The organism is Pseudoalteromonas rubra, from assembly GCF_005887095.1.
GTDB lineage: Bacteria > Pseudomonadota > Gammaproteobacteria > Enterobacterales > Alteromonadaceae > Pseudoalteromonas > Pseudoalteromonas rubra_E.
The window spans coordinates 61,173-87,606 of the sequence record NZ_PNCI01000044.1 but is presented as its reverse complement, the minus strand read 5'-3'; the positions used below and the strand labels follow the sequence as shown (position 1 = coordinate 87,606).

Sequence of the window (26,434 nt, the reverse complement as noted above, 5' to 3'; positions counted from 1 at the left end):
CGAACTTAATCCGTCCGAGCGCTTGATGCTAGATGATATTATCGAGAAGTATAGGGAGAGACTTGCGAGTATTAGCTGGTTTATGCGCGTACTAAACGAAAACATTGCCCGCCGGGCCAATAAAGAAGACGGCTGTACAGGCCGATTCTGGGAGGGCAGATTTAAATCCCAGGCATTGCTCGATGAAGCCGCTCTGGCAGCCTGTATGGCCTATGTTGACCTCAATCCAATACGAGCCAAAATGGCCAGCACACCCGAGGCATCTGAGTTCACCAGTATCAAAAAGCGTATTGAACACGCACAGCAAGGCAAGCAACCAGAGAGTCTTCTTCGCTTCGCTGGCAACCCCAGGCAAAACATGCCCAAAGGGCTACCCTTTGAGCTTAAATACTACATTGAACTGGTTGAACTTACAGGCCGATACGTTCGTGCAGACAAGCGAGGTCACATCTACGAAACCCAGCCTATTCTCGCTCAATTACAAATAGAGCCAGAAAACTGGCTAAAACTCACTTCACGATTTACCAAAATGTTCCTTGGTGCCGTAGGCAGGCGACAGGCAATGACTGAATACTGCGCACATCTGCAAAAAAGGCGACGCCCCAATCTGACTAATTGTGAGCGCTTATTAGGATAGAGTTGTCATCATCCCAACTTCAAGTGGTGACTGTCTTGCTCTGGCAGCGCTTAACCATGCCAAAATTATCAAATAACTACTGTTTCAACTAAAAACGCTCATCCGTAAAGCCTGATTTCTGAAAGTTTTCGCTTATTTATTTGCAGTAGCGCTTGTCTTCATCCACCACGGACCCATAGCGAGACCAAATGAAGCTGGGTGTCTTTTTAACTCTTTTCTCATTAGGGCCAAAGGTCGACGAACCTTACAAACAGGCCGGATATACGTAAGCAGCTTAACCAGTTGATCAAAGAATGAAAAATTAGTTGTCTAGACCTTAAAAAAGTCTGGACAGAGTCGAGGTGTACATATAAGTGTTGTCGAAGTAGTAAGCTATTTCGCCTTGATTAGACACCCCATTGGTGCGTGTTCTTTAGGCAATGTACTAAATCGTTTGCACCTTAGCTGAGCCTTTAACTAACTGGACGAATGAGCCATCCCCTTGAGTAGCGCCAGATTAAGGTTGACCGATGAATGTCTAGTGGCCCTAAACGATAAGCTGTATCGACTGATTTAGGCAGCGACGAGATCGCAATAAGAGACCCTCAATATGTGTTTGTCGTAAACGATTTTAACGGCTAACCGACATAGCGAAGTTGAATAGATTTAAGAATTGCCATTACAAATTAGCTGCTTAAAAGCAGCTAAAAAGAATCGTTATGTTTACTTGACCAGAGAAGGTTCATATGTGTTATATGGTTTGCTATTTGGGTCTGAGCGTCTCAATAATTTGAGCGTCCACCCAGTAGATATTTACCTCTTCGTTTCCACGTTTTGTCCGCTTATCAAAGAATAGAAATTGTCCGTCGGGTGACAAACTTGGGTTTTTTTCAGAATGAACAGTATTTATCTTGTCACCCATATTAATGGCAGGGCCCCATGAGCCATCAGCCGCGCGATAACTGATATAAATGTCAGATCTGCCCTGTCCATCTTCTCTGACGCTATCAAAGATAATAAAGCTTTCATCCGGCGCAATATAAGGGTGGGCATTGTATCTGCCGATGCCAAACTGCGAGCCCAGTGACTTCGGTTGTTCGTATTTGCCGTTTATCAAACGCGAATAGCGAATAGGGGTATCCAATTCTGGGGTATAGGTATCAAAATAATAAGTGCCGTTTGAAGACGCTGAAAGCCGCATAATGTCGATATTTTCGAAAGGCGCGCCGAGGCTTTTTAGCTCCGACCAGCCGTCGCTGGTGCGTTCTATAAATTTATTTTTTAAATAGATGGTGTTACCGTCGGGTGAGATGGATGGTTCGCTTACAGCCGTCGCGACAATAGACTTCTGCCATTGATTATTTCTATATTCAATGACATACAAGGAATAAACTTCTTTTTCATCACTCCTGACGAAATAAAAGGTATTCATATCCGCCCCGAACATGCCCTCAATTTCAATAAATTCCTCCGTATTAACAATACCGGGCGCAAACATCTCAGGTGTTGAGCCGGGTGGTGTTTGACCGAGATAGGGACCATCGGGGATGGATGTGTCATCTTTACTATAACTAGTGCTGCTCATCACTAGCGCTGAAAACAGTAGAACAATTGCTGTGCTTACACGTTTCATAATTATTCCTTATTTTGAAATCAACGAATTATTCAACTTCCATATTGAAGTCGCTTTCTATTGATATAATGCTTAAATGTGATTGAATCAGAGGTCAGTTTAAGCAAATCAGCTTTAAAACACCTGACGTCATTATGACTTTTGGCTGATATTTTCTGGCAGCGATAAACAGCTTTTTAGCGTAAGTACCAGTTAGACCCAGTTCCTAAAACCTTGCTTTTCCATAGTTATATTATTTTATTCATAATAAGAACAATAACCTACCACCATTGCTCAAGCCACAACAGCTCTGTTAAAACCGAGCCTTGTTCATAGCGAAACTTGGGGTCTCGTTATGTAAAACTACCAATCTATTGAATCTAACTCACTTAAATCGATACTTCACTTGAACGAGACCTCCAAGGACGGAGAAAGCGAGAAATTTGACTTGGAAATTAGCCTCATTCACTTATACCTATGTAAACAAACAGAACTTGGCCTTTAACCGGGCGGTGAGCGCTGCAACACAAAATCAAGTGCTATGCCCGTCATTTTTTGTACAGTTTTATTGTAAGAGTTGATTGTCAGGTTTGTCTTCATTGAGAAACTACTGCGTGGTGTTCAGGTAGCTCCCGGCTCGCACGCGTCCGGCATGACGGAGTGGTTCGTCAGGTTTATCTTCATTGAGGAACTACTGCGTGGTATTCAAGTAGATCCCTGCTCGCATGCGTCCGGCATGACGGAGTGGTTCGTCAGGTTTATCTTCATTGAGGAACTACTGTGTGGTATTCAAGTAGATCCCGGCTCGCACGCGTCCGGGATGACGGAGCAGTTGGTCAGGTTTATCTTCATTGAGGAACTGCTGCGTGGTATTCAAGTAGTTCCCGGCTCGCACGCGTCCGGGATGACGGAGCTGTTGGTCAGGTTTGTCTTCATTGAGAAACTACTGCGTGGTGTTCAGGTAGATCCCGGCTCACATGCGTCCGGGATGACGGAGCTGTTGGTCAGGTTTGTCTTTATCGAAGAACTGCTGCGTGGTATTCAAGTAGATCCCGGCTCGCACGCATCCGGGATACGGAGCTGTTTGTCAGGTTTGTCTTCATTGAGGAACTGCTGCGTGGTATTCAAGTAGTTCCCGGCTCGCACGCGTCCGGGATGACGGAGAGGTTTGTCAGTTTTGGTTGCACCCTGAGCGAGTTTTTGCGTTGTAAGCCAACGCAAAAAAGCGCCAGGCGACGCTGGCGCTTTGCTGCGACTTAGGGCCTTAGAAGCCCGGATGCTGCGGCATATTAAACGGTTTACGGATTAGCTCATTGCAAGCGTTGACGTTACATTCACAGTATCCTGGGTTTGAGCCTTACGTGCCTCACGACTTGTCGCAAGTTTTACGTAGAAGGCCGGTAGTACAAATAAGGTAAATAAGGTGCCTACCATCATGCCTGCAACCAGAATAATACCTATGCTGTTGCGTGCCTCAGCACCTGCCCCGGTTACCAGCATCAGTGGGAAGTGGCCCAACACCGTTGCTGCGGTGGTCATCAGGATAGGACGTAATCGGGTAGCAGCAGATTCAATCACAGCATCCAGCTTATTGCGTCCCTCCTCTTGCAAATGATTCGCGAATTCCACAATCAAGATACCGTTTTTGGCAATCAAGCCTATCAAAGTAATTAAACCAATTTGAGAATAAATGTTCATCGTGGTCAGCTCAAAATAAGACAATGCCAGTGCGCCCATCATGGCCAGCGGTACGCTGCCCAGCAAGACCACCAGCGGATCTCTGAAGCTGTTGAACTGAATACTCAGTAGCAGATAAACAATCACCAAAGACACCGCCATGACACCCAGCAGGCTGTTACCTTGCTGTCTGATCTGTCTTGATTCACCTGCGTAATCAATCATGTAAGAAGGAGGCAAGACTTCTTTAGCCGCTTCTTCCAGCGCCGTTAGTGCTGCTTCTTTGGTTGAGCTTGGCAGCACACCACCGAAGATACGAAACGCATTTTGTTGGCCAAAGCTACTCAGCTGACGCGGTACTGTGGTCCAGTTGATTTCAGCAATGGCAGACAAAGGAACCCGAGTGCCGTTGTGCGCCTTAATTTGCAGGCTCAGTAATTTCGACGGATCCGTTTTAACCTGGCTGTCTACCACAGGGATAACCTGGTAGGCCTTACCTCTGGCGTCAAAACGGTTCACATAGTTGTTAGAGAGCAGGATACCCAGCTGACGACTGACATGGGCCACATCCATACCTAATTCGGCGATTTGTTCACGCTTCAGGGTTACCTCAATTTGTGGCAAGTCAATTTTTAGGTCTGTGTCTGCATACAGGAAGTGACCACTGCCAAAGGCTCTGCCTATCAGCTGATCGGCATACTGTTTCATTTCTTCATAACTGGCTGACGATTTGACCACCATTTCCACATCAAACTGACCCGCAGTCGGTAAAGGCGAAGGCAGAATTGGCAGCGGATTAATACCCGGTAATTGTGCCAGACGACCATATACCTGAGGGATGAGTGACATCGTTGTGAAGTCACGCTCCGATGCGCTAATGAACTCCACCCCACCAAATGCACTGTTAGTGAAGATGTTTTGCCACATCTGCGTGGTGCCCGGCATGTCCAGTAAGGTATCAACCACACCATGCATATTGTCTTCATTGTAGGTCAGTGATGACTCAGGCGGAGACTGTACCAGTACGTAAATCTGGCTTTGATCTTCAACCGGGGCCAGCTCTTTTTTCGAGCCAGTGAAAAATGGTACGACCATAAGGCTTAACACCATGGCGCCAAGCAGAATTTGATTGCGCCAGCTCAATGAAGCACTCAACAGCGCTTTATACTTTTTACGTAACCAGTCGAATCCGGCGTTTACTTTGCGTGTCAGCTTAGTTTCTTTACCACCCGGCGGCGTCACATACGCACTCATAATGGGCGATAAGGTCACAGCAACAAACCCAGAAATCACCACGGCAATGGCCAGTGTAAAGGCAAACTCTTTAAATAACACGCCGGTCAGTCCGGACAGGAAGCCGATTGGCAAATAGACCATCGCCAGTGTCAACGTCATCGACACAATGGGCACAAACAGTTGTCTGGAACTTTCCAGTGCAGCCTGCAACTTAGGCTTACCTTCACGAATGTACCGCGAAACGTTTTCGACTACGACGATGGCATCATCCACCACCAGGCCAACTGAGAGCACGATGGCCAGTACCGTTAGCAGGTTCATTGAGAAACCGACCACATACATGGCTGCAACCGCGCCCAGAATGGAGATTGGAATGGTCACCAGTGGTACAGCGGCACTTCTGAATGAGCCCATCATGAACAGGACTACAACACCCACCAACACAACCGTTTCAACCAGCGTCTTAAAGATTTCGTTCAGTGCATCACGCATATATAAGGTGCCGTCGTAGGCATAGTTAATGCGGATGCCGTCAGGCAGGGTTTCGTTTATTTCATCGGTCATCGCATATAAGGCATCACCAATGGCAATTTCGTTCGCACCAGGCAATGGCCAGATCGAAATATACACGGTATCTTGCTGGCTTAAACGGGCACTGATGGTGGGCTGCTCAGAGCCCAGCCTGACCGTTGCAACATCGCGCAGGTAAATGGTTTCGTTGTTTACCTGTCTGATCACCATGCGCTTGAATTCGTTCAAGTCTTTCAGCTGGGTATTGGCCACCAGGTCAATACGTTGCTTGCTGGTTTCAGTAAAGCCCAGGGTGGCAATGGTGTTGTTTGCAGCCAGTGCGCTGTACACTTCGTCAGCGCTCAGGCCAAATGCATCCAGTTTCGCTGAGTCCAGGTCGACTCGCAGCGCCGGGATACGGCTGCCCTCAATCGCAACCCGTTGTACCCCTTCAATGCCGTTAAGCACCGGTGTAACCTGACGTGATAAGTAGTCCGTTAACTGAATAAGCGACACGCCTTCGTTTTCAATGTTCAGATAGAACAACGCATGGGGTCTGTCGGCGCGCTGCACAGTCACAACCGGATCTTCGGATTCTGACGGCAACATGTAGCTGACCTGACCCAGCCGGGCCGTCAGCTCAGCCAGTGCCTTGGAGCTGTCTTCGTTCAGGTTGAGGTACGCAGTCACAGTACTCACGCCAGCCGTTGTGGTCGATTCTACATAGTCGATGCCGGGGACTGTGGCCGTTACACGCTCTATCGGTTCGGTCACAAACCCTTTTACCGTATCGGCCGATGCGCCGATATAAGTGGTCGAGACCACCAAAGACGAACTTTCAATCCTGGGAAATTGCAGCACTGTGATCTTCAATACGGACCACAGCCCGCCGATGCAGATCATGGCGGATAACACCACGGCCAGCACCGGCATAGTGACGAATCTATCCATAAAGTGGGCTTTATTTTTCATAGCGACACGCCTTCTTTCTGGGTGTCTTCCATTGCAACAGACTGTTCGGGTTGCTGAGGCTCTGAGACAAACGTTTTCAGGCCATTGCGCAGTTTAAAAGCCCCGCTACTTGCAATCAGGCGGTCTTCCTCCAGACCACCCGTGATCATGACCATATCCCCCAAACGTTCACCCAGTTCTACCTGCTGACGTGTTGCTCTGAGTGTGCCCTGCTCGTCTTCCTCCAGCAGATAAACATAGTCGCCAAGCTGGTCTTTAACGATGGCCAGGTAAGGAACGGCAATGACTTCCTGATTAGTACCTATTGGCAAGCTGATCTTAACCAACTGGTTCGTGTTCAGCTGCTCAGTACGCTCGATGCGGGCGCGATATTTTAGTTGTCTGGATGCGGTACTCAAACCCGGCTCTACCGATTCAACGTAAGCCACTTGTGGTTCAGCGTTGTCACCAACCAGAGAAACGCGAATCGGGGTATTGATTGCCAGTGCCTGATACGTTTGCGGTACCGAGAAATCAACCCACATGTGCGCCTGCAATCCAACCATGTTGGTCAGTACAGTGTTAGGTGCCAGGTATTGACCAACTTGCAAATCGTGTATCCCAACGTATGCGGTAAACGGTGCCTTGATGACTTTTTTATCAATACGCGCTGTAAGTAAGTCAACCTGTGCGCGGAATTCAGCCAACTGCGTGATGGCTTCTTCCAGTTGCTGGTCGCTGAATTTTTTGCGCTCGTGCAAGTTGCGATAGCGAACCAGTATACTTTCCTGCTGCGTGACGCGTGCCCTGGCCGCGGCCAGTTGAGCCAGCTCTTCTGCGTGATCAATTTCAACTAAGGGCTCACCCGCTTTAACCAAGTCGCCCGATTTAAAATGCAGCCGGGTGATTTTGCCCGCAACCTCATTCACCAGATTAATGGTCTGGGGCGCTTTAATCACGCCACTGATATCTATGTATGACTGATACGGCACCGTCTCTACGCGCATTGCTTCTACCGTGGTGGCCTGCTCTGAAAACTCGGTATTACGTGCTTCGATCATGCGCCCCTTAAGGGCAATACTGCCTACCATCAAAGTGGCAACAACACTCGCTGTTGAAATCCAGGGTTTAATATTCACGACTTTCTCCTTATTCCTTTACCTTGGGGAGCAGTCCGAAGACTGCACCAGAATCAAACTTCACAAAAAGACACACCAAACAAAGAATCTTTACATAAAGATATATATTCAAAAAATTTTGTCAGTGTCTTTCGTTGGCCTTTCCTTATGCTGCGATCGGGATTCATTGGGGAGGTTATGCGCTTTGCATGCTCCTACTTACTGAACTGCTAAGAGTACACGCTCGCATCAGATAACATACACAATGTGTAGCCACAATGCCCATGCGAATGGAACCCGCTGGGGCCTGCTGTGGGCTCGATAATATAATCCATTGAAAAAGGCGCTCAACGAGCGCCTTTATGTTCTAACGGTAAACTTCATAATGGTCGGTTACTTATACGAATAATTCAACGTCACCCCATTGTAACCGTTGTATCCATACAAGCTAATATGCCAAACGCCTGCACTTGGATTAGCAAATGAACACTGCTCCTCGTTACCATCTTTCCATGGGCGACAGGTGTAGTTGTTAGCATCGGGTTGCGCATTGTATCTTACGTACAGATCTGCATCCCCTGCGCCACCTGTGATACTCAGGTTCATCTCTTTTACGCCCTGAGGAATATCCCAGGTATAGTGCGTCCAGCCACCCTGGTTACCCTGAAGGTTAGGCAAAGAACCGTTAACCGGTGTCACACCACCAGGGTCGCCGCCCCCCTGACAACCATTTGCGCCAATATAATCCGATGCAGCTTTGGCCTGCACGATACCATGACCATAGTAGTTATCTCGACCCGCGGCACCTTTGTCTTTGGCAGTTGCATTCAGTGCAGCCCGGATCTCCTGGTTATTACATTGGGTGTTGTGACTCCATACCAAAGCAGCCACACCGGCCACATGAGGCGAGGCCATTGAAGTGCCACTCAGACTGCGGTATGTATTGGTTGGATAAGTCGAGTTTACACTGGAACCAGGTCCTGCCAGCTCGACCTGATCATTGTACTGAGAAAATGAAGATCGACTCTCGCTCGATGTAACGGATGCTACGGAAATAACCGCATTATAGGACGCCGGATAAGACTTAGAGCTGTTGCCATCATTACCCGCCGCAGCCACCAGCATCATGCCACCATCCACAAAATTCTGCATGGCAGTATTTTCGCTGTTGGAGTAATTGCCCCCACCCAGGCTCATATTAACAACATGCGCGCCTGCATCCTTACATTGCTGGATTGCATTAACCAGATCAGATGCATAGGTCCACTGCCCGTTATCGTTAAAGATCTTAACAATATGCAGGTCCATACCAGGATAAACACCAATCACGCCCTGGTTATTGTCCTCAGCAGCGATGGTACCGGCAACGTGCGTGCCATGACCGTTACCATCATTGTTCCACTGTCCAACGGCACTGTTATTCGCAATTCCCGTTACATTACCATAGGGTAAATCAGGGTGGCCCAGATTATATCCTGTGTCGATCACACAGGCTTTTCTTGCAGAGGTATTAGATTGAGGCAGTAAATGACCCTGCACCATGGTAATACCATATGGTGTGCTCTGTGCGTATGGCATAATTTGATTGTTAGATTTAGCCAGAGGCAAAATATAACGCTTAGGGTCTATTTCAATTGACTCAACAGATGAAAAGCTACGCAGTGTTTCAAGACTGTAATCATCCAGCTCTGCAACCATCGACTGCTGACCGTTAAGTGCAAACAGTGGCTCTGCACCCGCGGTAAACAGATAGTTGAGCGCGATAAAATTATTAAAGCTGTTTTTACCGCCAGAAAGTGCTTCATTGAAGCGAATGATGTAGCGGTTTTTTTCGCTCTTTATCGACTTAATTTCCAGTTTAGAATCTTCTGCTTGCCCTTGAAAAACAGGGGCTTGTGCTAACGCTGGCAAACTCATTGCTGACAGCATTAAAGTGGAAATAGCCGATAGTTTAAAACGCTTGGTACTCATGTCTTCTCCTTGTTGTATTATCACTTTTTTGTCACTGACAATGCACTTAAACAGCCGCTCTGACACACAGAGCGTACAAGTGGTTTAACTACTTGTACCCATACAACAAGGTCATCTACCGCGATAAACATATCAGTATTGTGTTGTAAAACTGTTAACAACGGTAGCAACTGGAACGGTCCAATTGCAACATGAATATGATAAAATTGTTATAACATTTCTTTTGGTTAACTGTTAAAAATGACATATATATTGATATTTAATGTAAATTTAGTGATCAATTTGTATTCAAATTTAACCCTGAGATGATGGGGAAAGACCTCTTTAGGTGATATCTGAGGGGGAAACTGCAGGTACATGCATCTATGTTGTGAGAATTTTTCAACCTGAAAACCGGATTGTTGCGGTGATCTTGATCTCCTCTACTCGCTGAGTGTAATGCCCGTTTTGCTGACGACAAATGCACTCAACAATTATTTTCCCTAACCCATAACCCTGTTCAACGCCAGAGAAAAACTCTACGCTGTGCTGCTGATCAGCTCGTAGTGTATTAGTTACCCTAAAAGTACTGTCGGTTACACAGAGCTCAATGTGCGGATAAAGAGAAAATTTTGAGCGCATCCAGTTTGAGCAATTTAATGCCCATAACCCACACCAAAGGATAATAACCAGCATTTGTTAAGCGCGGTTTCATCGTTCAGTCACCCAGTCAGTCGATTCGGTTCACTCTGACACACGGAATGTCAACAAAGTGTCGAGCGCTGTGTTGAAATTTCATCGACATTAAAATGGGACACTGGAACTCCTTTAACCAACCGGGCACTTACTTAAAACGCCTGTCTTAATTCTTTTTTCCTCAGTGTATTGGCGACTTAAAAGTAGTTTCTTGGTTCGCTGTAGCCTTGTAAGATGTAGCACCGGTGGCTGATGGCAGCGTTAACTCTATCGTGCCCGACCCACTCGATGTAACGCAATACCACTACTTTACCCACACCTTTCCACCTATTATTTTATACGCAGGCGTGCCTCTGATCAGGGTGTCCCGAGCGAATACAGTGCCACAGCCAGGACAGGTGCCCTCTTGAGCGGTAAAATCCGTCACGATCCGCTCTTTAAAACATTTTACGAGTGCCCCTTTACCGCCCTTACGATATTTGTATAGTGGTGCTTTGCATTTTGCACAATAGATATCGACGGTTTTAGTGGGACCTTTTTTGTTGGGTTTTGCCATTTTAAATCACATAATTGCACTGCACGATATGCGTGATAAACGAGTATGCCAGCAGTTTAAAGGGTTTTCTGACGTGATAAAAGCACGCCCGCGACAACGGCTTTTGTAATAGGTTTGCATCAAAGCCCATTTACTGACACAGAAGCACATCACTTCATATAGAGATTGTTCAGTGTTTTATTCTTGCTTTCAAATTTTTTTCCACGTATTTTTGTCGTTCCAGAAAACGATGCGTATAGGTTATGCAAAAACAAGATTTAGTCGATACTGTGCTAGCGCAGTGGCATAAAGAAAGGCCAGATATAGACCCTGCTCCCATGGCCGTCATGGGCCGTTTGATTAGAACAGATGCTATTTTTAGTAAGGAACTACATACAGTATTCAGCCGCTTTGGACTCAATGGCGGTGAATTCGATGTACTTGCTACATTGAGACGTTCAGGTAAGCCTTACACGTTAACCCCCAATCAGCTGTTGCAAACACTGATGCTGACTTCGGGTTCCATGACTAACCGTATCGATAAACTGGAAAATAAGGGATTAGTCACCCGAAAACCCGACCCCAACGACAGACGCGGCGTCATGGTTGCTATCACCGATCAAGGGTTGACGCTGATTGATGAAGTGATATCGGAACATGTTGCCAAAGGCGAAGAGCTGCTTTCGCCACTTGCACCTGAAGAGCGTGCGCAGCTGGCTGATCTGTTAAAAAAGTTACTGGTCCACTTTAACCACTAATTTTTGCACAGGCTGCTACGCCTGTGCGCATCGTAGCCTGCAAGCCGGTTTAACCGACCATTTTATCTTGTGCCAATGTGTATAGATGCTCGGCTTTCGCCATATCGATATTCAACAAGAATTTTTGTTGCAGTATCGACTGCAGCTGCGACGCAGACGTCACGTCAATATGTGTGCTGATCTGGCTGGCTTCATGTAACTCACCATAAAGTAAATTGCGTAGCGTGTACCGTTTGCCATTGGTAATGCGTGCAAGCACCAGATTATTCGCAAAATACGATTCCGGGTGCTGATGGCTGTAGTAGTGTACAACCTCAAAGTCTTTTTCAGTCACCCTGCTTAAATCGGCGCTATAAAGGCTTACTTCTTCCGGATGCACAATTTCGACACGGATGGTATCTGCCGACCGGATAATTTTGTAGCGATAGCTCTCTACGTCAACATAACCAGACTTTGACACTGGCAGTGGCGCACTGAGTGACTTGGAACCAAAGCCGACATCTACCAGATAGCTATCTTCTCCAAGGTGGACCAAGGTGATGCGATGGGTTCTGGGGTTGTCTTCTAGACCGTTCACCAACACTCTTGCCAGCAGTGGCTGCACTTCATACCCCAGCTCAGCAAGGGCCAGATAAGCCAGTTTATTGTGTTCAAAGCAGTAACCTCCCTGCTTGTTTTCAATTAATCGTGTTAGCAATGCCTCTTCATCCAGAGACAAAATCTCTTCGCCCATCGCATTAATGCTAGAAAAGCTATACAAATCAAGATGTTTAGTTTGAAATTCTGCGAGCTGTTCAAGCGAAACCTGATTGTGAGTCAGCTGTAATGACTGAATGTAGTCTTGGATGGTCATACTTTTTCCTTCGTCCTTCAAGTTAACTTAATGTTAAAACTTTACCTGTAAAAGATAAACCCCCAACCTAAGTTGAGGTCAAGCAAATCATTCAATTAGTAATTAAAAATAGCGGTGGCTGAAAGGTTACATGAAATTATCGTAAAGCCACCTGTCCAGGTGGCGAGGCGTTTCACGATTGATATGAGGTAGTGCTCGTTGTTTATGTGCTTACCGAGATAGGTTTGTGCAAGCCTGGGCAGCTCCTGCTGCAAAGTTGCGGGGCACAAAAGTAATCAGGCCGCGAATTGCGGCCTGAACAAATACTAAGCTTTTTTCTGATATATGATACCGGGATTACAGCGCAGCATGTCAAAGTCATTGTTCAGACCCGCCATAGACTCAGACGCACCAAGAAACAGGTATCCCTTCGGGTTGAGCGCCTGTGCAAACTGGCTAATTATCTTGGCTTTCACATCCGGTGAAAAGTAGATCAGTACGTTGCGGCAAAAAATGACGTCAAATTTACCTAATAAGGCATAAGAGTCTAATAAGTTTAAATGCCGGAAATTAACCATTCTGCGAATGGGCTCGTTTACTTTCGCCATGCCATTGCCACTGTCTGTAAAAAACTTCTTTTTACGTTCTGGCGACAAACCCCGTGCCAATGCCAGCGCGTCATACTCTGCATTCTTACACATATCCAGCATTGTGTTTGAAATATCTGTACCAACGATCTGTGCGCCCATCTTCAATGCACCCGGGCTTGACGTTTGATATTCATTGGCGGACATCGCAATAGAATAGGGCTCCTGACCTGACGAGCTTGCTGCTGACCAGATCTTAACAGGTCGGCGCAGATCTTTAAATTCCGGAAAGATCTTGGTCTTGAGTAGTTCAAATGGATACTGATCCCGAAACCACAAGGTTTCATTGGTAGTCATCGCATCAACTACGGCGGCACGCAATTGCCGCTCATGTGGGCTCAATGTCTTGCTCACCAAAGCAGACAAAGAGTCAACGCCAAAACGAGACATGAGAGGCGCAAGTCGGCTTTTCACCAGGTATAGCTTGTTATCACCCAGCACAATACCGCACTGTTGCTCTAAGAAAGTGCGAAATTGATCATACTCGCTTTGTTCTAAGTGTTTATTTTCCAAAGTATTACCGCCACTAATTAATCGCAATGAACCCATTTTTTCACGGCTGTTGCCAATTCATCGGGGTTAAATTTAGCAATAAAATCATCAGCACCGACCTTTTCGATCATTGCGTGATTAAAAACGCCACTCAATGAAGTATGTAAAATAACGTGCAAAGGCGCCAGCTTAGGATCTGCTTTTATCTCGGCGGTGAGTGTGTAGCCATCCATTTCTGGCATTTCAACATCGGAGATCAGCAGGCCTACGCGTTCAGTGACATCATTCTGACAATCCATTTCCGCGATTTCTTTTAAGCGAAGCAACGCTTCTTTACCATTTTTGGCCAGTTCGGTTTGCACACCAAGTGGCTCCAGGGCACGCTTAACCTGATTACGGGCAACCGCAGAGTCATCGGCGATAAAGACAATACGTTCACCGAGGTCACGCTGCATTTCGCCGTCAGCGACAATTTCCTGACTCACCTCTGTATTGATTGGGCAGATCTCATTGAGGATCTTTTCTACGTCGAGGATCTCAACCAGCTCATTTTCGATCTCTGTTACCGCGGTCAAGTAGGAATAGCGACCTGCGCCTGAAGGCGGAGGCATGATTTTTTCCCAGTTCATATTCACTATGCGCTCAACCGCACCCACCAAAAAGCCCTGCACTGAGCGGTTATACTCGGCAATGATAATAAAGCAGTCTTTAATATTTTCGATAGGTGGTCCGCCGACAGCCAGGGACATGTCAATAACGGAAATAGTTTGCCCACGAATATGAGCTACCCCTCTGATAAAGGCGTTAGATTTAGGCATCGCCGTTAGGGGTGGACACTGAAGTACTTCTCTTACTTTGAATACATTGATCCCAAAGCGTTGACGCCCTCTGAGGCGAAATAGTAAAAGTTCAAGTCGGTTTTGACCCACCAACTGCGTTCGTTGGTTTACTGAGTCCAAAATACCTGCCATGTCATTCTCCTGCTATAAAACTGCTTATCGGAACAATGTTTGCTTGTACTCTACCATTCAAAGTCGCCCTTGAAGCGGTGAGGCAAATCACGCAAAATCTTTATACCTTGTTTCACCCCATAAGCATAGTCGAAACATCATGAGTTTGTTAAAAATTACATTATCCGCTTATTTCTTTCCCATAGTGGCATATTTTTTAGCCACGTCATTTGCTTATGGTCAAACCTATGAGTCAAAAGACATTGAAAAAATAGCAATAGATTTTATCTCGGAACAGCTCCCGGCCCCATCTCAGGCAGAAGAGCAACAACAGGTGTCAGCTTTGCCATTAGATACTCGCTTGCCTCAGCGCCAGTGTCAGCGACCATTGCAGGTCAGTAGCAAGTCCAGTCCGCCTTTTAATCGCCAGGTTACTGTGATGGTACGCTGCGAAGACCTTGAATCCTGGGTTCAGTTTGTTCATGTAAAAATCGAAACACTGTTACCTGTGATAGTTAGCACCCGAATGCTGGATAAGGGCGTTCTGTTAACTGCAGATGATTTAACAATCGAGATGCGCCCTAAACACTTCGTCCGTGCGGCTAATATCGATAACATGGCACTACTCGTTGGCAGCAAAACCAAACGCCGTATCCAACAAGGCAAACCAATTAGCATGTTTCAGATTTGCATGGTTTGCAAGGGGGATAACGTGACAATTCTGGCCAGTGATGGCACACTAATGATTAAAACAAGTGGTATTGCCTTGCAGGATGGGAACTTAGGAGAGCAAATCCGGGTCAAAAATGCGAGGTCAGGTAAAACGGTGCTTGCACGGGTAAAAGATGTTGATTCAGTAGCAGTCAAAATCTGATTTTTTTGCTAAAGTAAGCGAATGGCTTGCCGATATAAAGGCTGAAGCAATTTAACTAACGGGTCATCATCATGGTAAACAACATTAACGGTCAAAATCAGCCGAACAATGTTGCAACAAATGCAAAGCAACAACGTGCTGAATTACAAAGAAATGAAGCAAGTAATACCGCTGCCAAACCACAAGCTCAGGCCAAAGCTGCAGCGGATTCAGTGAGCCTGACACCACAAGCACAGCAACTGAAAGGGCTTCAGGAAAAAGCGCAACAGGCGCCCTCCTTCGACAATAAAAAAGTCGAAGAGCTGAAAAAAGCCATTGCTGAAGGCAAATATCAGGTGGATAGTGAGAAGTTGGCAAAAAATATTGCTGCCTTTGAGTTCGATTTATTTGGATAGAGTATAAGTGGACGACCAAACGGCACTGTGTGCCCATCAGCTAACAGCGCAAATTAATCTTCTGGAAGCTCTGACCCAGCTTCTGGACGATGAATTGGAGGCGCTTGCCTCTCGCAATGGCGACAACCTCAAAGAGATTGCACGTACAAAGCTCAATACACTCAATCAGCTGCAAAAGCTGGACAAAGACCTGTCCAAGTACCCGCAAAGCACCTTCAGCGATGATGAAATCACCCCGTTAACCGAGCAAGTTAAAGACTTACTGTATCGCTGCAAGAAACAAAATGACGTAAATGCGCAGGCAGCACACCAGGCACAACTCACGGTGCGTGAACTCAAAGATATTTTGATTGGCGCGCCCACCTCGATGACCTATGGGCAAGATGGCAGTGTTGTTTCAAATATGGGTGAGTTAGTTAAGAACCTCAAAGCCTGATAGCCTGATTTTGATCAGGCTTAGTCAGCTAAGGCTTAGTAGGAAACAAGTTTTTGGTGATCACTAAGATAACACCGAATACCTCGGCCAATGTACCTGCCATATATAAATTAAGTGTCCACTCCTCAAATTGCAGCTTTGCGAGACCCACCAGTACGAGTACCGCATTCATAATTAACAGCTGAACAACCAGGATACCAATAAACCACCAAGCATATTTTTGCTTTAAATCCCGATCAGATTCGGCATCTTTGACCTTTTGCGCCTGCATAGGATCAACATTGGTGAACTTATTTTCTTTAAAGTTATGTTTGATCTGCGCAGCAAGCGATGAGTGCTCCGCTTTTTGTTCTTCCCTGCTCAGTGTCATTACAGCAAGTCCAGTGCATTTAGTTTATATTTGAGGGCTTCAACAGATACGCCAAAGTGGATCGCCATTTCAAAGTGGGCGACTTTCTTGCGATGGAGCTTTTTCACTTCTTCATTGGGCATGAGTAAGTTTGCCGCAAACTGATTGGCAAACACTTCTTCTTCGTCTTCGCCGATCGACGCACTGGGACCTCTGAGATCAATGTACTCGTATTCTTTATCCGTGTTGTCAGATTCAATACGAGATATATAGTGCCCAAGCTCATGGGCACAGCTAAACCGCTTGCGATTTAAATGATCGTCCTGATGCAGTACAATGACGGGATCCGTTCCGGCTTCTTTGATCAACGCCCCAGATACTTTTTCTGGTAGCGCCATCTCTACGACGTCAAGCCCAAGTGACTTGCAGATAGTCACAGGATCAACCGGAAACTGGTTATCACTCCACAGCCGTTTAAGCACCTTTTGAGCTTCAGTTCTTGGGTCCAGCACAGACCAGCCTCCATTTACCTTGAAATACCCCTCTGAGATTCAGAAGTGATGTGTATATTTAAACAGTATAAATTGAAGGCACACTGAAAGCAAAGGACATAATTGGCCGACCGAAGCCGTCAGGCTAGGCTCAGTAATAAGTGACACGCTCCACTTTACGTGGTTTAACCTCACCAATATACAAATCGTAAACCCGCTTCATATCAAGCTCCAGTTCTGTGGTATAGATATCTCCCACCGCATAGCTTTTCATGACCTTGGCACCTCGGATCAGGCCCTGCACCTGGCTGCGTAACCCATCATTCTGCGCCACTGCGCCCTGTACTGTGGTGCTGGCACTCAATCGGTGACCATACACCTGCTCTGCAAGCTCGCGGTAGGCTTCAAGCTTAGAGACCTTAATGGCCATCAGCATTTTTTCACTGTCGCTGCTGCCTGGCTGAGAGCTCAACGGGGCATAGCCAACCGCCTTGAGTACGGGATAAGAATCGGGTTTCACATAACTGTATTCAACATGCTTGTCTATGATAGAGCTACATCCCGCCAGACCCAGTGCCGCTGTAACAACACAGGATTTGAGCAGGGTGACTACCCGCTGACGCCAAAACGCTCTAAACTGATTCATAGGGTAACTCCTCTGTGTGGCCCGTTGGCCATATCATCAAGTAACGTTTCTATATGCACAAACCTTGCCAACACCATTGGCACGGGACTTGCTGATTCAGTACAGAGATTTGCTTTAAGTTCGGTAATAAAGTCATGAAATTGTCGCGTATTATGAGTGTGTTACTGGCTACCGCCAGTTTTGGGGCCAGCGCTGAGTGGTTTGAGGTCACGGGCTACGCCAATGCACACACAGAAGATCTGGCCGAGGCACGCCAGGAAGCCGTGCAGGACGCCATTACTCAGGCGTTGATCTTTTCCGGCGCCACGGTATCTAGTGTTACCACACTGGCCGACGGGGTATTGACGCAAGATCAAATCAAGATAAAAAGCCATGGCGAGATCCAGCAAATCAACCTCGTTTCCGAACAAAAGCAAGATGGGATCGTCAGTGTCACTTTGCATCTGGATATTTTTCCCAAGCTGGAGCAGTGCGCACAAGCGGCGGTTGCAAAACAAGTGACCATTACACAAAGCCAGCTGATCCAGCCTCATCAGGCCCGGCTGGGTCAAATTTTTGACATCGCAAAAGCCAGCAGTGAGCGGCTTTATCATACGCTGGCACAGCGTAATCTCACCGTAAAGCCAATTCCTTACCTGGATCATGCAATCAATGCTCGGCCGTTTTTTACCCAACGTTTTGAATACGACGGGCAACTGATAGACTCTCTGACCTCACTTAGCAACAGTCAGTATGTGCTAATGAGCCAGATCACCGACATTGCAGCGGGAGATAAAACCAACGATGACTACGCATTCTGGCAGGATGAAGAATATGTGCGCAGCTTTAAAATCGACTTTGTTGCATTTGATGCCCTGACCCGCGACAAGGTCTGGCAGAAACACTACGCCGTCAGTGGTGTCTGGCCTTTTGAAAAGACCAAGATTGTTGATGTCTACAGCGATACCTTTTGGCGTACCAACTATGCCAAGCAGATCCAGAGCGTCTTTAACAGCGTGGCGCAGGACCTGGACTCTGCACTATCATGCCTGCCCAGCAGAGGTAAAATACTACATCGCGAGCAAGGCAAGTTGGTGATTAATCTTGGCCGTAATCACGGCATTGAAGCAGGACAACTGCTCACCATTTCTCATCGACGAGATATGCAGGGCACGACCAATCAGTTTTTCCCACAAAGCATCAAAACCCTCAACCAGGTGCGTATTATTCAGGTCAATGCGCAAAATGCCATTGCAGAAAACATCTCAGAGCGGCCACTGAATAACATTCAAATCAATGATTTAGTCGAAGTCATGGTACAGAAACAGGAAGACTTTGCGCTGTAAGCGCTCTGCTTCGACAGAATACGGTGAGATTAACCCACCAATAATTTGGGTTACCTATACCATTTTTGGTCGTTTCTACTGAGGTGTGATTGCTATATCAGAGTTGATTTATAAGGGAAAAACGCTGGCGGCCCCTGCAGGAATCGAACCTGCAACTATCCCTTAGGAGGGGACTGTTATATCCATTTAACTAAGAGGCCGTGTCGCTGACGAAAATACTAAGCGTTTTCGGGCAATTGGTCAACCGATTGATTCTTAATAATATTTAAATGATGTATTCGCTAGGGATAGAAACGGCAAAGGCAAAGAGCTGCACTTTGCCACTCAACGATCAACGTGATGCGGTTGCGCCCGGATCTAAGACGAAATATGGGATAGTTACCATACAGCTGGCAACCACCAGCCGGCTTTCAAAATCCAGTAACCGTGCATTGACTTCTACACCCCGATCCCGATAGATCATAGTACCGGACAACACATGACTCGGATCCGGTTTACCGGGTAAGGCCCTGCTGTCCCTAGAAAATACAAAATCTCCACCTCGGGTCACCTGGATCTGTTGCTGTGATTTGTAATCAAGGGCCGCATAGCCCAGTTTTTGAAATGCGTGGATCAGGTTTTCGGCCAGTTGATTGCCCAGCTGATTGCTGCTTCTGAGCGTATCGTCAAAGCTGACAAAGCTGGTGACAGCCACAGAATGGGGATGAACCCCCAGTAAGGAATCAGACAACTCCAGCGCTATCTGAGAGGCATAGTTTGCCACCTGTTTTCGATGACGCTCGCTCACAAACCCAGGGTCAACAGGGTGCTCGGCGTCTGGCGCCTGCTCCTCCAATGCTTCATACAGCACTTCTATTTCACGAAACTTGGCCACTTTAGGTGCCATAGGTGTTGTCGTCACTGTCTGTGGGGCTGGCTGTGAGCCCATCATCTGACAGCCGCTCAACAGCATGACCGACACCGTTAGCCCACTCAGAATGTGTGTTTTCATGATCACTCACCCGCTCGTTGTAACCGGATCCCTTCATGGATCGCGCCATCTCTCAGCGCATTCACGACAGCCTGAGGCAGGAACCCTTGTGCCGTGCCGACCACAACCTTACTTTGCATTCCAACAATGCGGGCATTGACTAAGATCCCGCCCTGGTGGTTAGATAAGGTGCCGGCCAGAACATATTTGAACGGCAGTTCATCAGACAACTCCAAAAAGTCGCGACTAAATATAAAGTCGCCGTGTTTGGTAACCCGCATGAAGTCCGTCGTCTTAAAGTCGATCACCGGCACACCAAAGTTGTGCAGCTCATGAATAAAGCTTTCGGCAATCTGGTTGCCCAATAACGTAGCATGGTTAAAGTCTTCATCCAGAAAGACAAAGCTGGATACGGCTACAGGTGTCTGATCATTAATGTATTTAACATTGCTCACCATGTCCTGCATCAACTTTTGCACATAGTGAGTGACATTTTTGGCCGCCATGCGCTGCGAGACAGTCATTTGTTGCACGCCTCTGGGATGGGCCTGGAACTGCTCCGACGCATTGAACTGACCTGGCGCTGACGTCGTTTCCTGATGCTTTGTCATACCCAGTTGTGCGCACCCAAACAGGGACAGGGTTGGTAACATAAGCGCTATCACAGATTTTTTCATCTTTGTCTCCACTAATACTGGCCGCGATGCAACTTGCCATCTCGCATTTGAGCTTTTTCATTGCCCCACAAAACTGCTTTGGGCACAGATATGGTCGCAGCGGATGCAGTGCGACTATCAAGCATAGTGATCAATCTGGCATTGATCGTGTAATGGTCGTGGCTTTCACTGATGGTGCCCGTCAAAGCTAGGTCAAATTTATGACGCTCGCGTAGCAGGGCAATATCACGGTTTAATAGGTTATCGGCACTATCCGACAAAGTTAAAGTGCGCTGTAGCCGAAACTCCACCACTTCCAGGCCCATTTGCGTCACATAACTGATCAAGCTTTCCTGAACCTGAGTACTAAGACCACTGCCCTGATTGCTTGCTACGGCATTGCCAAGTTGATCCGCCAGGTAAAAACTCGTGACGGCAACCGTGGCGCCGGGCTTCAATGGGCGACTATGCTCCCCCAAAGCGGCAGCAAGTTGCCCCATGTATTGATGCAATGTCGGCAAGGGTGGCGCTTGTTCCACCTTCTTTTGTTGCTGCGTCTTCATGATTCCAGCGCAGCCACTGAGCAGCACCGACAGGGCCAGTGCGGCTATCACAGCAGGAAATTGCATAATGATCACCTCTTTCTATTTGTCGAAACAAATGCAAAAAGCGATCCACAATGCTGAGAATAGCCACTATAACGTGATTGGATTGTCAGTGTAATGACTCAGCAGACACTGTGGGTGAAATGGCTTTAACTTGTCGCACAGTGCCTGACCTTGCGCTTTATTTTCAAACGCGCCAAGTTTCAGCCGAAAGTATCTTTGGCCACGAATTTCGACTTGCTCAACGTTCACCGGTTGTTCCTGTAACGGCGGATAACTTTTGATCAGCCGCTGATGAACGGTTTTTAGCTGGCTTTGCTTCCTGGTTGATGCCAGCTGGACTGCAAACTCTGCGTTGTCCGTTTTGGCAGGCAACTTAGGCTTCACATCGCGCGTCGCTTTCGTCGCTTCCGTATTTTCACCAGGTGCAGACTGCACAACAAGACCGCCATGGTTGCTCTGCGGTTGTTCAACAATATTGGGAGACTTTGCCACTTTTGCAACCATAACATCCCCGGAAGACTGAGCAGCAGGTGCCAGTGCCAGCTGTAACTGTGTCGTCAGTAAATTCAGATCCTGCTCAATACTTAGCAATTCACTGACCTGAGGCGCAACCTGCTGCCACTGCTCGACACTGCGCTTTATTTGTTCAACATCGGTATGCAACTGAGCCAGTTGCTGCTCAAGTTGGGCAAGGCGCTGCTCATCCTGGCCTGTACTGGCACAGCCACTGAGCACAACCAGCAAGGGCCATACCAGATAAGAATATAACTTCATCGCTCACTCCTCTTATAACTTCAGTTCTGTGTCTTCAAGCTGACAGGGAACGCCAGCGCTTTGCAATGACTCGCAACGTTGCTGCAGTTGTGTGGGATCGGCGCCCTGGTAAATGAACGCGATCCCCAACATATAGGACTTAGCTTTATCATCAAAAACATAAAATGGAGGCTCTGGTATCAGACTGCTATGACGTTGACGAAGCAACAGCGCATAAGTTTTTAAGACTGCCAGTGACGTAAAACGCCCGGCAGAAAGCACTGTGACGGCTTTAGTCGACTGTGGTGCCAACTGCAAATCGACTTCCACCAGCACATCCCCCTGCTCCGACAGGACCACCTCAACCTGATCGCTATGTGTCAGACCACGCCTTGCAGCACTTGTCACTTTTGCCTGATAGCGGCCAGGCTTAACGTCCGTAAATACATAGTACCCATCGTATGCCGCCTCTGTTCTGGCAGCCTCCTGTCCATGCTCATCAATCAAAGTTACTTCTGCATAAGGCAGGGGCGCATTATCGGTGTCCGTTTGTTGGTACACAACCCCTTCTATTTCGCTGGTGTTCACCAGGGGAAATTCAAGATACTCAACAAAGCCTCGCCGTGGCGTGATTGCAACCCCTTCACTTGCAGGAACAACAAAAGGCATTTCAAGACTCTGAGTATCAATCACCATGTCTGTTTTTTGGTTAACAGGCATACCACTGAGCAAAACCAGCCCCTGCGCATCGGTTTTGCCCTGCATATAATTTTGCAACGCCCGGATCCGCACATCAGGCACCACTTCGTCATCTGCATCAAATACCCCATTGGCATTATGATCCAGATAGACCTTAACGAGCACAGCCCCATTGCTCGCCAGTCGTCGCTGGCTGATCAGCAACTGCTCGCTCTCGTTGTGATACCCGAAACTGAACTGGCCATTGACTCCCAGCGCCCACTCATCATCACTGTCGTAGCTAAACTGGCTGTTAAGGCGTATTTTATCACCCAGCCAGTTCAGTCCTAATTCACTCTTTTGGTAGTCGGTATCAAGTGTTTCCCGAAAGCTAAACTCAACGTTAAACTGCTCGTTCAGGCTACGGTAAAACCTTGTTTCATAAGCCGTTAGCTCGCTGTTTGGGTGTAAATCGTAATCTAAAATCAGTCGGCCAAAAACGCGACCTAAACGGGTTTGAAATCGCAGCTGGCCAGCGGTTGTATGGTCCATTGCCGTACTGCTGGATTGCCGTTGCAGCTGATTGCTGATGTTCACACGGCCAACCGACGTGCCCACCCGATTGGTCAACACTGTGTATTCGCTGCCCTGATCGGTGCGGCTCCACTGTATCTGATTCTGATAGGAAAGCGGCTTGTCAAATACATTAACCGTACCCGACATCACCATATTCAGCCCCTGGCTGTGGCGGTATTCTTCACCCGCTTGCACGCCTGTGAGCCGCCGTCGTTGTGTTTGCCAGCTGGTGCTGATGGCCTGCCCTGCCCACTCAGTTCTGGCACTGAGTAGAGCCTGATGCTGAGCGTCGCTGTCGTGGGATAAATCCAGATTGAGCAACATTTTTTTCCACAGGCTCAGCGTACCACCTGCCGTCAGGATGCGCTCTGTCTGTGACTCATTCGTTAACGCCTGTGAGATACCCGCATACACAGACATATCTTCGGAAAGACCGAGATCGTAACGGCCGTCGAACTGCCAACCTGAACGAGACGTTGGTGCCCAGTCATTGTTAAACACCGAGCCACCCACATCTGTTACTGACACATCAAAATAGCTCTGGCCACTATCCAATCCTGTGCCTTCTACAAAATAGCTGCGCTGTTCACGCTCTACTTGCCCCTGAGGACCATATTTGACCAGCTCAAACTGATTGCTACCAAAATACAGGGGGATACGGTCAAAATCGTAGCGACCCGTTTGGATCTGAAGCTGCTGTGCGACTAACAGGCCGTTATGATACAGCTCAACGTCCCAGCCAGCTTGCACTGAACCACTGATCTGTACGCTTTGCTCCTGAGTGTCGTTATGCAACGGCTTGTCGGCAACACGCACTCCGACACCTTGTCCTGAGGGCTGCCCTGCACCAATGTGTGTTGCAAGAATATCGCCCATCTCAACCTGAGTGGCTTTGAGGCCTCCCAACAAGCGGCCTTGCCCATCTTCACGCTTTCCTTTGAGGCGGCCTTGATCAACAACATCTCCATCCTTGCCTGAAACAAAATACTCGACATTCCAGAACGCCAGATCATGTGCCCCAAGCATAGAGTAGAAGTAAGCATCCTCTTTGTTGTCACGACGATAGCCAAACTGAACATCCATCAGTGGTGACGACAACATCTGATAAGCATTCGGTTTCCAGGTTAGCCTGGAGGCTGCATTACCTTGGTGCTGAACCAAGCGACGATCCGCCCGAGCCTGGCGCTCAAGTGCAGGCAATGGCTCAGGACTCTGCACACTGAGCCTTTGATCTGTATAATTGAACTGTAAATCGAGCCCAAACCAGTCAGAAACTAAGGCTGACTCGACAAACACTTCACCTTGCGTATGCAATACATCTTGCTGCGCAATGACGTATTGCTGCTCGTTGACCTGCGCCACCCTTTGCTCGCTATCAAAAGAGAACGTACGCTCAGGGCTGAGATACCAGCCGGAGAAATGATCGGTTTTTTCGTCGTCACTGATGGCAAAATCCAGTACGGCAAACAAGCTGCGCAATTCAATTTTCGCATCTCGCTGGCTTTTGACCGCAAACACTTCACCCAAATAGACATTGTCGGCATACACAGACAAAAACAAATCTTCCCCTTCGGGGATACCCGTTTGTTTTGACTGGTTGCTCACTGTCAGGCTGGCTTTAGACTGTGTCAGCTTAGCCTGGATACGTTGCAACGTACTGAGGGCCTTGGAGAGATCCTGCTGCTGAGCACTGTATGCAGGCATGGCGCTTCCCCATGACAGCCCAATTAGCAGGATCAGAACAAACCTCACCATCTAACCACCAGGGTCAGGGCAAAGTGACAGGGAAGATGCGCTCCGCAAATGGTATTCCCTGATATTCACCACTGCCGGTATACACGACTTTTAACTCCCCGGCACGCACCCCCTGCATAATGCTCGGGTCTATCAGCTTTAACTGTAAGTGCGACTGACTGACCTCCGGATAAATGCTATAGCTGCTCACTATGGCGGCTTCTTGCCATTGAGCCGTGTTGTTTCCGCGCCAATATACACTGATCTGGCCAAACGTACTAGAGTCACCCTGACGAGATAGTGCCAGCCCGACGGTATCATAACGACCACTTTCTCCCCGGCTCACCTTGGCACTCTCTATGGTGACCTGCGGCACAGATGCCGATTGGCGGTAAATCACTGGGATACTGTAACTCATAATCATATTCAGCCTGATCCCAACTCCCTTCTGCGCAGCGTCTTTTTTCTCAGGCAACGCCTGAAAGAACAGGTGTGAACGGTATTCACCCGCAGCCATGTCTTTTTTTCGACGCAAAGCGAGTTTAACGACCTGGCGCTCGCCTGGTGCAAGACGTACCTGCTTGGGTGTCATTCTGAGCAAGCCACTTAAACGCCTGGGGTTTTCCTGCTCCGACACATCTTTATACCCTCCCTCAGGCAGGGCGAGCTTTTCTTTAAAGCTCAGACGGTAAGTTTTGTACTCCTGGCTGTTGTTGATCAGAAATACTTTGGCATTTCGCTGGCGCTCATCAAACACGACCCGGGTGGGTGAAATCAATAGATTGGCCTGAGACTGAGCGGCACAAAACAATAGCACCAACAGCATGATGTGAGTAATATATTTCATTGGATCTTGCCTATTCTACTTCTAACGGCGATGAAAGAGAGTGTGTGCTTACTTAATAGCTGACTTCGACGCTGATGGTTGTCTCATATTGGCCGTCCAGGTAGCTGCCAGCATGGGGCATACTCTGCAATGTCCCTCCTATCACAAGCCGGGCGCGACCATATCGATCGGTGAAGACCCTGACCGGGTGATGGAGCTGGATAACACGCAGTTTTCCCTGGCTGATAAGCTGAGTATGTGCGAGCTCATCGTCGAGTATATCTGTTGAGATATTCAGATAGACACCGACGGGAAAGGACGTCAGTATCAGCTCAGCTGGGTGCCCTTTTTCGACTACATGGATACTGCCAGAGGAGCTTGTTCCGCCGCCCCGTGACACAGTAACGGTGCCGACCACACTGGGGTCTGCCACAATAACAGTGCCGAAATTCAGATCAGCATTGAGTATAATACTCGCCTGACAGAACATACTGCTCACCAAGCTGACGAGTAACAAAAGCGCCTTCATATGAAACT

General features: G+C 47.6%; 25 protein-coding genes and 1 tRNA gene. 7 read left to right on the top strand and 19 right to left on the bottom strand.

The genetic code is table 11. The features are described 5' to 3' along the window. Positions 1-637, top strand: a 637-nt coding sequence (locus tag CWB99_RS18715; protein ID WP_138553661.1) for a transposase, incomplete at its 5' end; no start/stop codon positions are given. A 742-nt stretch (positions 638-1,379) separates the two neighbouring features. Here CWB99_RS18715 and CWB99_RS18710 read toward each other — a convergent pair. Then, positions 1,380-2,249, bottom strand: coding sequence for a PD40 domain-containing protein (locus CWB99_RS18710; RefSeq protein ID WP_138553662.1), 870 nt, complete (start codon positions 2,247-2,249; stop codon positions 1,380-1,382). A 631-nt stretch (positions 2,250-2,880) separates the two neighbouring features. Here CWB99_RS18710 and CWB99_RS18705 point away from each other — a divergent pair. Beyond that, complete coding sequence (locus tag CWB99_RS18705) at positions 2,881-3,360, top strand: hypothetical protein (protein ID WP_138686214.1); 480 nt, start codon at positions 2,881-2,883, stop codon at positions 3,358-3,360. A 173-nt stretch (positions 3,361-3,533) separates the two neighbouring features. On the opposite strand, the gene CWB99_RS18700 is transcribed toward CWB99_RS18705, so the two are convergent. From CWB99_RS18700 to CWB99_RS24655, 4 genes are all read right to left on the bottom strand, one after another. Next, positions 3,534-6,623 (bottom strand): efflux RND transporter permease subunit, encoded by a 3,090-nt coding sequence (locus tag CWB99_RS18700; RefSeq protein WP_138551524.1) that lies wholly within the window; start codon positions 6,621-6,623, stop codon positions 3,534-3,536. Then, positions 6,620-7,741: an efflux RND transporter periplasmic adaptor subunit gene (locus CWB99_RS18695; RefSeq protein WP_138551525.1), complete on the bottom strand. Its 1,122-nt coding sequence runs from the start codon at positions 7,739-7,741 to the stop codon at positions 6,620-6,622. Before CWB99_RS18695 ends, CWB99_RS18700 begins: the two co-directional genes overlap by 4 nt. 372 nt (positions 7,742-8,113) lie before the next feature. Next, positions 8,114-9,691, bottom strand: coding sequence for a S8 family serine peptidase (locus CWB99_RS18690; protein ID WP_138551526.1), 1,578 nt, complete (start codon positions 9,689-9,691; stop codon positions 8,114-8,116). Between the two features lie 979 nt (positions 9,692-10,670). Further along, positions 10,671-10,922: a hypothetical protein gene (locus CWB99_RS24655; protein WP_138551527.1), complete on the bottom strand. Its 252-nt coding sequence runs from the start codon at positions 10,920-10,922 to the stop codon at positions 10,671-10,673. Positions 10,923-11,164: 242 nt separating this feature from the next. On the opposite strand from CWB99_RS24655, the gene CWB99_RS18680 reads away from it, so the two are divergent. Next, positions 11,165-11,659 carry a MarR family winged helix-turn-helix transcriptional regulator gene (locus tag CWB99_RS18680; RefSeq protein WP_138551528.1) on the top strand — a complete coding sequence of 165 codons (495 nt, stop codon included), beginning with the start codon at positions 11,165-11,167 and terminating at the stop codon, positions 11,657-11,659. Positions 11,660-11,708: 49 nt separating this feature from the next. Here the strand turns inward: CWB99_RS18680 and CWB99_RS18675 are convergent, their stop codons facing one another. The 3 genes from CWB99_RS18675 to CWB99_RS18665 form a co-directional block, all read right to left on the bottom strand. Beyond that, on the bottom strand, positions 11,709-12,512 hold the full coding sequence (locus CWB99_RS18675; protein ID WP_138551529.1) for an arylamine N-acetyltransferase family protein: 804 nt from the start codon (positions 12,510-12,512) through the stop codon (positions 11,709-11,711). Between the two features lie 305 nt (positions 12,513-12,817). After that, entirely contained in the window at positions 12,818-13,651 is an 834-nt protein-coding gene (locus CWB99_RS18670; RefSeq protein WP_054016567.1) for a CheR family methyltransferase, read from the bottom strand. 17 nt (positions 13,652-13,668) lie between these two features. After that, the gene (locus CWB99_RS18665) at positions 13,669-14,601 is read right to left on the bottom strand and encodes a chemotaxis protein CheV (RefSeq protein ID WP_138545105.1); all 933 of its coding nucleotides are present in this window, start codon (positions 14,599-14,601) and stop codon (positions 13,669-13,671) included. 139 nt (positions 14,602-14,740) lie between these two features. Between CWB99_RS18665 and flgA the strand changes: the two genes are divergently transcribed. From flgA to flgN, 3 genes are all read left to right on the top strand, one after another. After that, positions 14,741-15,454 carry a flagellar basal body P-ring formation chaperone FlgA gene (gene flgA, locus CWB99_RS18660; RefSeq protein ID WP_138551530.1) on the top strand — a complete coding sequence of 238 codons (714 nt, stop codon included), beginning with the start codon at positions 14,741-14,743 and terminating at the stop codon, positions 15,452-15,454. Between the two features lie 71 nt (positions 15,455-15,525). After that, positions 15,526-15,849, top strand: a complete 324-nt coding sequence (gene flgM, locus CWB99_RS18655) for a flagellar biosynthesis anti-sigma factor FlgM (protein WP_138551531.1) — start codon at positions 15,526-15,528, stop codon at positions 15,847-15,849. Between the two features lie 7 nt (positions 15,850-15,856). After that, positions 15,857-16,285, top strand: a complete 429-nt coding sequence (gene flgN / locus CWB99_RS18650; RefSeq protein WP_138551532.1) for a flagellar protein FlgN — start codon at positions 15,857-15,859, stop codon at positions 16,283-16,285. Between the two features lie 28 nt (positions 16,286-16,313). On the opposite strand, the gene CWB99_RS18645 is transcribed toward flgN, so the two are convergent. The 3 genes from CWB99_RS18645 to CWB99_RS18635 all read right to left on the bottom strand — a co-directional run bounded on the left by CWB99_RS18645 (position 16,314) and on the right by CWB99_RS18635 (position 17,771). Further along, complete coding sequence (locus CWB99_RS18645; protein WP_138551533.1) at positions 16,314-16,655, bottom strand: hypothetical protein; 342 nt, start codon at positions 16,653-16,655, stop codon at positions 16,314-16,316. Next, positions 16,655-17,146, bottom strand: a complete 492-nt coding sequence (locus CWB99_RS18640; RefSeq protein WP_138551534.1) for an ImmA/IrrE family metallo-endopeptidase — start codon at positions 17,144-17,146, stop codon at positions 16,655-16,657. The genes CWB99_RS18645 and CWB99_RS18640 overlap by 1 nt, the downstream gene beginning before the upstream one ends. Before the next feature lie 130 nt (positions 17,147-17,276). Continuing rightward, positions 17,277-17,771: an LPP20 family lipoprotein gene (locus CWB99_RS18635; protein WP_138551535.1), complete on the bottom strand. Its 495-nt coding sequence runs from the start codon at positions 17,769-17,771 to the stop codon at positions 17,277-17,279. Positions 17,772-17,905: 134 nt separating this feature from the next. Between CWB99_RS18635 and CWB99_RS18630 the strand changes: the two genes are divergently transcribed. Continuing rightward, positions 17,906-19,096, top strand: coding sequence for a flagellar assembly protein T N-terminal domain-containing protein (locus CWB99_RS18630; RefSeq protein ID WP_138551536.1), 1,191 nt, complete (start codon positions 17,906-17,908; stop codon positions 19,094-19,096). 125 nt (positions 19,097-19,221) lie between these two features. Here the strand turns inward: CWB99_RS18630 and CWB99_RS18625 are convergent. From CWB99_RS18625 to CWB99_RS18590, 8 genes are all read right to left on the bottom strand, one after another. Continuing rightward, positions 19,222-19,296 (bottom strand) — tRNA-Arg (locus CWB99_RS18625). A gap of 131 nt (positions 19,297-19,427) precedes the next feature. After that, positions 19,428-20,087: a FlgO family outer membrane protein gene (locus CWB99_RS18620; protein WP_138551537.1), complete on the bottom strand. Its 660-nt coding sequence runs from the start codon at positions 20,085-20,087 to the stop codon at positions 19,428-19,430. Positions 20,088-20,089: 2 nt separating this feature from the next. Further along, on the bottom strand, positions 20,090-20,743 hold the full coding sequence (locus CWB99_RS18615; protein WP_138551538.1) for a FlgO family outer membrane protein: 654 nt from the start codon (positions 20,741-20,743) through the stop codon (positions 20,090-20,092). An 11-nt stretch (positions 20,744-20,754) separates the two neighbouring features. Continuing rightward, the gene (locus tag CWB99_RS18610; RefSeq protein WP_138551539.1) at positions 20,755-21,351 is read right to left on the bottom strand and encodes a FlgO family outer membrane protein; all 597 of its coding nucleotides are present in this window, start codon (positions 21,349-21,351) and stop codon (positions 20,755-20,757) included. Between the two features lie 66 nt (positions 21,352-21,417). Continuing rightward, a complete protein-coding gene (locus CWB99_RS18605; protein WP_138551540.1) occupies positions 21,418-22,104 on the bottom strand; it encodes an SPOR domain-containing protein in 687 nt (228 codons plus the stop codon). A 12-nt stretch (positions 22,105-22,116) separates the two neighbouring features. After that, a complete protein-coding gene (locus CWB99_RS18600) occupies positions 22,117-25,041 on the bottom strand; it encodes a carboxypeptidase regulatory-like domain-containing protein (protein ID WP_171047612.1) in 2,925 nt (974 codons plus the stop codon). Between the two features lie 64 nt (positions 25,042-25,105). Next, positions 25,106-25,918, bottom strand: a complete 813-nt coding sequence (locus tag CWB99_RS18595; RefSeq protein WP_138551542.1) for a fimbrial biogenesis chaperone — start codon at positions 25,916-25,918, stop codon at positions 25,106-25,108. A 52-nt stretch (positions 25,919-25,970) separates the two neighbouring features. Then, positions 25,971-26,387, bottom strand: a complete 417-nt coding sequence (locus CWB99_RS18590; protein WP_171045391.1) for a DUF4402 domain-containing protein — start codon at positions 26,385-26,387, stop codon at positions 25,971-25,973. Between the last annotated feature and the right edge of the window lie 47 nt (positions 26,388-26,434).

What these genes read in the sequence shown, in the direction of transcription:
- CWB99_RS18590 (WP_171045391.1), bottom strand. Translation starts at nt 26,387, where the DNA reads ATGTTCTGTCAGGCGAGTATTATACTCAATGCTGATCTGAATTTCGGC.
- CWB99_RS18710 (WP_138553662.1), bottom strand. Translation starts at nt 2,249, where the DNA reads ATGAAACGTGTAAGCACAGCAATTGTTCTACTGTTTTCAGCGCTAGTG.
- CWB99_RS18700 (WP_138551524.1), bottom strand. Translation starts at nt 6,623, where the DNA reads ATGAAAAATAAAGCCCACTTTATGGATAGATTCGTCACTATGCCGGTG.
- flgM (WP_138551531.1), top strand. Translation starts at nt 15,526, where the DNA reads ATGGTAAACAACATTAACGGTCAAAATCAGCCGAACAATGTTGCAACA.
- CWB99_RS18690 (WP_138551526.1), bottom strand. Translation starts at nt 9,691, where the DNA reads ATGAGTACCAAGCGTTTTAAACTATCGGCTATTTCCACTTTAATGCTG.
- flgA (WP_138551530.1), top strand. Translation starts at nt 14,741, where the DNA reads ATGAGTTTGTTAAAAATTACATTATCCGCTTATTTCTTTCCCATAGTG.
- CWB99_RS18635 (WP_138551535.1), bottom strand. Translation starts at nt 17,771, where the DNA reads ATGAATCAGTTTAGAGCGTTTTGGCGTCAGCGGGTAGTCACCCTGCTC.
- CWB99_RS18665 (WP_138545105.1), bottom strand. Translation starts at nt 14,601, where the DNA reads ATGGCAGGTATTTTGGACTCAGTAAACCAACGAACGCAGTTGGTGGGT.
- CWB99_RS18680 (WP_138551528.1), top strand. Translation starts at nt 11,165, where the DNA reads ATGCAAAAACAAGATTTAGTCGATACTGTGCTAGCGCAGTGGCATAAA.
- CWB99_RS18595 (WP_138551542.1), bottom strand. Translation starts at nt 25,918, where the DNA reads ATGAAATATATTACTCACATCATGCTGTTGGTGCTATTGTTTTGTGCC.
- CWB99_RS18605 (WP_138551540.1), bottom strand. Translation starts at nt 22,104, where the DNA reads ATGAAGTTATATTCTTATCTGGTATGGCCCTTGCTGGTTGTGCTCAGT.
- CWB99_RS18610 (WP_138551539.1), bottom strand. Translation starts at nt 21,351, where the DNA reads ATGCAATTTCCTGCTGTGATAGCCGCACTGGCCCTGTCGGTGCTGCTC.
- CWB99_RS18630 (WP_138551536.1), top strand. Translation starts at nt 17,906, where the DNA reads ATGAAATTGTCGCGTATTATGAGTGTGTTACTGGCTACCGCCAGTTTT.
- CWB99_RS18675 (WP_138551529.1), bottom strand. Translation starts at nt 12,512, where the DNA reads ATGACCATCCAAGACTACATTCAGTCATTACAGCTGACTCACAATCAG.
- CWB99_RS18615 (WP_138551538.1), bottom strand. Translation starts at nt 20,743, where the DNA reads ATGAAAAAATCTGTGATAGCGCTTATGTTACCAACCCTGTCCCTGTTT.
- CWB99_RS24655 (WP_138551527.1), bottom strand. Translation starts at nt 10,922, where the DNA reads ATGGCAAAACCCAACAAAAAAGGTCCCACTAAAACCGTCGATATCTAT.
- CWB99_RS18620 (WP_138551537.1), bottom strand. Translation starts at nt 20,087, where the DNA reads ATGAAAACACACATTCTGAGTGGGCTAACGGTGTCGGTCATGCTGTTG.
- CWB99_RS18705 (WP_138686214.1), top strand. Translation starts at nt 2,881, where the DNA reads ATGACGGAGTGGTTCGTCAGGTTTATCTTCATTGAGGAACTACTGCGT.
- CWB99_RS18600 (WP_171047612.1), bottom strand. Translation starts at nt 25,041, where the DNA reads ATGCCTGCATACAGTGCTCAGCAGCAGGATCTCTCCAAGGCCCTCAGT.
- CWB99_RS18645 (WP_138551533.1), bottom strand. Translation starts at nt 16,655, where the DNA reads ATGACACTGAGCAGGGAAGAACAAAAAGCGGAGCACTCATCGCTTGCT.